Source organism: uncultured Ligilactobacillus sp. (genome assembly GCF_948826705.1).
Classification (GTDB): Bacteria; Bacillota; Bacilli; order Lactobacillales; family Lactobacillaceae; genus Ligilactobacillus.
Window position 1 is genome coordinate 1 of record NZ_CAQLEL010000127.1, and the last position, 4650, is coordinate 4650.

Annotated in this window: 7 protein-coding genes; 4 read left to right on the plus strand and 3 right to left on the minus strand. The window is 34.2% G+C overall.

The features are described 5' to 3' along the window. Positions 1-219: 219 nt before the first annotated feature. The 3 genes from Q9Q35_RS09270 to Q9Q35_RS09280 are packed head-to-tail and all read right to left on the minus strand — an operon-like array spanning position 220 to position 1547. Complete coding sequence (locus tag Q9Q35_RS09270; RefSeq protein ID WP_225428147.1) at positions 220-570, minus strand: DUF771 domain-containing protein; 351 nt, start codon at positions 568-570, stop codon at positions 220-222. A 12-nt stretch (positions 571-582) separates the two neighbouring features. Further along, positions 583-1311 carry a Rha family transcriptional regulator gene (locus Q9Q35_RS09275; RefSeq protein WP_304653111.1) on the minus strand — a complete coding sequence of 243 codons (729 nt, stop codon included), beginning with the start codon at positions 1309-1311 and terminating at the stop codon, positions 583-585. Positions 1312-1346: 35 nt separating this feature from the next. Beyond that, positions 1347-1547, minus strand: a complete 201-nt coding sequence (locus tag Q9Q35_RS09280) for a helix-turn-helix domain-containing protein (protein ID WP_112195545.1) — start codon at positions 1545-1547, stop codon at positions 1347-1349. A 169-nt stretch (positions 1548-1716) separates the two neighbouring features. Here Q9Q35_RS09280 and Q9Q35_RS09285 point away from each other — a divergent pair, with 169 nt between their 5' ends. The 4 genes from Q9Q35_RS09285 to Q9Q35_RS09300 all read left to right on the plus strand — a co-directional run bounded on the left by Q9Q35_RS09285 (position 1717) and on the right by Q9Q35_RS09300 (position 4447). Continuing rightward, on the plus strand, positions 1717-2055 hold the full coding sequence (locus Q9Q35_RS09285) for a helix-turn-helix domain-containing protein (RefSeq protein ID WP_174238768.1): 339 nt from the start codon (positions 1717-1719) through the stop codon (positions 2053-2055). A gap of 14 nt (positions 2056-2069) precedes the next feature. Next, positions 2070-2480: an ImmA/IrrE family metallo-endopeptidase gene (locus Q9Q35_RS09290; RefSeq protein ID WP_112195549.1), complete on the plus strand. Its 411-nt coding sequence runs from the start codon at positions 2070-2072 to the stop codon at positions 2478-2480. Positions 2481-2538: 58 nt separating this feature from the next. Continuing rightward, positions 2539-3276, plus strand: coding sequence for a hypothetical protein (locus Q9Q35_RS09295; protein ID WP_135941800.1), 738 nt, complete (start codon positions 2539-2541; stop codon positions 3274-3276). Between the two features lie 82 nt (positions 3277-3358). Then, positions 3359-4447, plus strand: coding sequence for a site-specific integrase (locus Q9Q35_RS09300; protein ID WP_135941801.1), 1089 nt, complete (start codon positions 3359-3361; stop codon positions 4445-4447). Positions 4448-4650: the final 203 nt, after the last annotated feature.

Genomic DNA, 4650 nt, shown 5'->3' on the forward strand with positions numbered 1-4650 from the left:
AAGGCAGTCTTTACAACAAAATGCGCCATGATCAAACTCAATCATATATTCATCAAAAAATTCACAATTGATTTGCAAGTAACCCCCTTTGATTTCTTCACCACAATGTTCACAATGTTTCATTCCTATGACCTCCATTTCTTTTTAACTAATTCGCAGCACCCATCAACAATGATCAGAATCACAATTAACACTAATAACTTAATTTTCATCACTTCCTTATGTTGGCAATTTAGCATCCCAATCAATTCGATTACGATTTTCTTGCATCCATTTCTTAGCTTCAACTGCATAAATACCATAAGCACTGCCACGCCCTTTAGATGGTTTCAGCCAACCACCTTTGTTACCGATCAAGATCTCTTTCTTGAACTGCGCAAAGATAAATAACTTTATCCATTCGCGATCCTTGCCAAAGCAACATTTCTTGCGAAACTCGTCTAACGTCCAAGTTTCTCCAAGATCTTGATCAACATCACTCTGCAAATTTTTAGACACTTCATCTTTCACGAGCTTCTTGATATAGCTATCCAAGAAGTTTTGTGCACTCGTTTCATCCATCGCTTGCATAACGATCCCCTCCTAAAATAGCCTTTCTTGTCCTTTAGCTTCATTGTCCAATTGTTCGATGATCATCAACGTCGCTGCACTAGGTGTCCAATTCATCAAGTAGCGATCAACGACATCAAAATCTTTCTTGCGCAATTGTGATCTTGTCTTGACACCAGTCACTTCTTTAACGCCACGATTAACATCTTTATAAAGTTGTGATCGTTGCTTTTGATTCAAGATCATGTGATGCGACACAACGTAATTTTGAACTTCTGAGCTGATTCGCTTGCTCAAGTAGTTATATTCTCCCGGATCAATCGGAGCGTTTTGTTCAAATTCGTCCATTCGAGTGTTTAATGCCTCAACTTTGCCAGCCGTTTCTAGCGTTGAATCAATTGCTAGTTTCAGCATCTCAGTTGGGGATGTCGGAAGCTGATTTTGCTGTTTGATGTATTCTTCCATCTTATTGAATGCTTGGATGTACTTAAGCTTGAACTCGTCAGCCTTACGACCTGTAAATCCCATTGCAATAAATGTGAAACCATCTCGATTCATGTAGTACATTTTGTTTTGCTTACCGCTAGCATCTTGATAAAAACTTGGCGTAAACATATTTTTGTACTGGGCGCAATTTTGCGCTGAGCCCAATTTATTACTAATTGCCCGCACGACATCTTTATGATTTTTCTTAAATGCTTCTGCAACTACTAAGCTAGTAGTCACAGCTTGTTGATTCTTCATTACTACTAATTCATTCATTTTCTACACCTCTATATTTCCAAAATCGAAATGTTTTATTTAAAAATTTTTGTCATTGGGATTTCAAGTACTCTGCATAACACAGGAATTTCAACAGCCTTAAAATTATATTCACCTTTTTCACGTCTAAAATACTTTTCAGGAGCGCTTAAACTCAACATTTTAGCCATATCAGCATTTGAAAAACCTTTTTCCCTTCTAATTTCACTAATTAACTCAAGATTAATTTGTGGCATTTATATTCTCCTCTCTTATTGCTGTTATCGCAACCCTATGCTTATATAATACATTGCGATTTTATCAATGTCAACAAAAAATATATCTTTTTTAGAAATATACCTTTCTTTTTTAGAAATTAATGTTATTATTATTGCGTAAAGCGCAACAGAAAGGAGAATGATAATTATGATTACTGCGGAAGAAATACTAAGAAAAAATATTATTACGCTTAGAGAGAATAGAAACTGGTCTCAGGCGGAATTAGCACGCCGTCTGAAAATGAATAATACTATTCTTAATAAGATAGAAACTGGCAATAGAAAAGTTTCCAGTTTTGAATTAGATCAAATTGCAGAAATTTTTGGAGTGTCTACGGATTTTTTGTTAGGGCGAAAGGAAAAAAAGAAAGATGAAATAGATTCAATATTAGATACAGCAATGGCCAAAGATGGTAAACCATTATCTGAAAATGATCGCGAAGTTATTCGTAGCATGGTAGAAGCGTATCTAAAAAATAAGGAGTAAAAGGTGGAGAGTTAATGTATAGACGCGTTCAAGATTTGATAGATAATTTACATGTGATCATCAAATATTCAAGCGAACTTGAAGCAGATGGCGCTTATCTTCCAAAATTAAATTGGATCATCATTAATAGCAAACTAGATGAGCATGCTCAGTTTGAAACTTTGTTGCATGAATTGGGACATGCTTGCCAACATCATGATTGTATTGAGCTATATAATGCCACTATTGCTTCGCATTCAAAATTTGAATACGAAGCTGATAAATTTATGATATCTGAATTAGTAGAAGCCTACATATCAGCGAATGATATAGATATTACACAGATAAATTATGTTAATTTCATCTTGGATAACGATCTAGATAGCTCGTACATCCCTGTTTTACAAAAAGTGTTATACACCAAATCAAGAAATATGAATTATTGATTGTTTGTCCAAATACTGACGACATTAAAAGCTGAATTTAAAACTGGAAGTGATGTATATGGACTACTATACTGCTAATGTTTTTAAAATTATTTCGATAGTTGCACTGATTCTTTTTGTATTATGTCTGGTGATTTTAGTTGCAAAGAAATGCAACAAAAAATTCATCGCTCTTGCCACCCTACTTGCAGTTGCTAGTGCTGTCAGTGTCTTTTATTTTCAACATGTTGAAAATAATCCAACGCTAAGTACCGCTACAGACCACAAAGAAAGATACGATTTCCCTGAATCATCTTCAAGTGAAAAATCAGTCTCAGAATCTTCCTCAGAAGTTTCAAGCTCAGCTAGTTCTGATAATGCTTCAAGCACTAAACATGAAGCATCTTCATCATCTGAAACCTCAAGTAGTACTAAAGTCAAAAGTACACAAGAAGAACTTGCAGATAAACTTCCGAAAAATGTGGAATATGGTTACATAGATAAAAGTGACTTCATCAAAGAGACCATGTATCACAGCAAAGAATTCGATTATGTATATGTAAGCACAGGTGATCACAACATCATAAAGACAGTTAAACTTGATTTTAAAGATTTACCGTTAGCATCCCTAGATGATGCTTTAGAATATATCCAAGATTGGACAAGCCGCGATGCACAGTTGCAGAGTAAAGTAGATGATCGAACATATATCTACCACTCAGCTAGTCTCAATTTAAATTATGAAATCAAGTTGGTAATAAATAATCAAGGGGAAATCACCAGAGTTTCAATTTTCCCAGATGATTCGCTAATCTAGCTAAATTTAAACCCGTCGATTTTGGCGGGTTTAAATTTAGCTATAACAGAACATACATTCTATTTTAAAAGGAGAAAATGTCATGGCTAGTTACAGAAAGCTTAGCACAGGGTGGAAAGTAACAATTTCCCAGAGGGATGCACAAGGAAAATTGCATCAAGTCTCAAAAAATGGTTTTGCTACAAAAAATGAGGCAAAACTATATGCAGCAGCTATCGAAGCTGAAAGAAATGGTGTTATTTCTCAAAAAAAAGATGTTATTTTTGCAAATTATTTTGCGGATTGGTTTGCATTGTATAAAAAAAATAAATTAGCTAAAATTAGTCAAAATCGCTATAAAATCATTCATAATGTTATTCAGGAATTTTTTGGAGCAACTCATCTGAAAAAAATAACTCGGAGCAACTATCAAGCTTTTATTAATTGGTACGGTTCAACACATGCGAAAGACTCTGTTTTAAAGACACATAGGATCATTCGCTCGTGCGTCAACTCAGCTATCTTTGATGACATTATCACTAAAAACTTCACACAAAATATTGAAATAATATTCGACAAGACGCGAGATATTTCGGTTGAGTATCTGTCAGTTCATGAACTCAATATTTTGGCCAAAGAATTAAAGAAAAAATTATCCACTCGTTATCCTTCAAGATATATGATCTTAGTTGCCATTTATACTGGTGCTCGCCTTGGAGAAATACAAGCTTTGACATGGCAAGATATTGACTTTAAAAATCGAACTATTTCAATAAATAAATCTTGGAATTATCATGAAGGTGGTGGCTTTAAAGATACTAAGACAGAATCATCAAATCGTGTGATACGTGTAAATAAAGAATTACTTGATATTATTGGACAACTTAAAGGAAATGATAAACAAATGCTCTTTAGATCGTCATTTGGAACTATTCCAACATCAAATGCAGTCAACAAAACGCTACGAAATGTCATGCATGATGCAGGTATCAAGAAAGCAAATTTTCACTTTCACAGTTTACGTCATAGTCATGTTGCCTATTTGCTATATCAAAATATTGACTTGTATGCTATTAGCAAACGTTTGGGGCATAGTGACATGACTACAACTGCTAAAAAATATGCTTATTTGATCGATGAACATAAAGCAAAATCAGATGAATTGATCGAGCAAGCAATAAATAAAATATAATTTTGTTGTCCTAATGTTGTCCAATGACTGTCAAAGTCTATATATAGCAATAAGGTTAAATGCCCAGGTGATGCATTAAAAACTATGGTGATAGCATCTCATTTTTGTAATGAGGTGTTATTTTTTTGTAAAAAAACACTCCCAACATTTCTGTAGGAAGTGTTATGCTGGTCAGCCATATCCGTTGAAAGACATCAACTTAA

What these genes read in the sequence shown, in the direction of transcription:
- Q9Q35_RS09270 (WP_225428147.1), bottom strand. Translation starts at nt 570, where the DNA reads ATGCAAGCGATGGATGAAACGAGTGCACAAAACTTCTTGGATAGCTAT.
- Q9Q35_RS09275 (WP_304653111.1), bottom strand. Translation starts at nt 1,311, where the DNA reads ATGAATGAATTAGTAGTAATGAAGAATCAACAAGCTGTGACTACTAGC.
- Q9Q35_RS09280 (WP_112195545.1), bottom strand. Translation starts at nt 1,547, where the DNA reads ATGCCACAAATTAATCTTGAGTTAATTAGTGAAATTAGAAGGGAAAAA.
- Q9Q35_RS09285 (WP_174238768.1), top strand. Translation starts at nt 1,717, where the DNA reads ATGATTACTGCGGAAGAAATACTAAGAAAAAATATTATTACGCTTAGA.
- Q9Q35_RS09290 (WP_112195549.1), top strand. Translation starts at nt 2,070, where the DNA reads ATGTATAGACGCGTTCAAGATTTGATAGATAATTTACATGTGATCATC.
- Q9Q35_RS09295 (WP_135941800.1), top strand. Translation starts at nt 2,539, where the DNA reads ATGGACTACTATACTGCTAATGTTTTTAAAATTATTTCGATAGTTGCA.
- Q9Q35_RS09300 (WP_135941801.1), top strand. Translation starts at nt 3,359, where the DNA reads ATGGCTAGTTACAGAAAGCTTAGCACAGGGTGGAAAGTAACAATTTCC.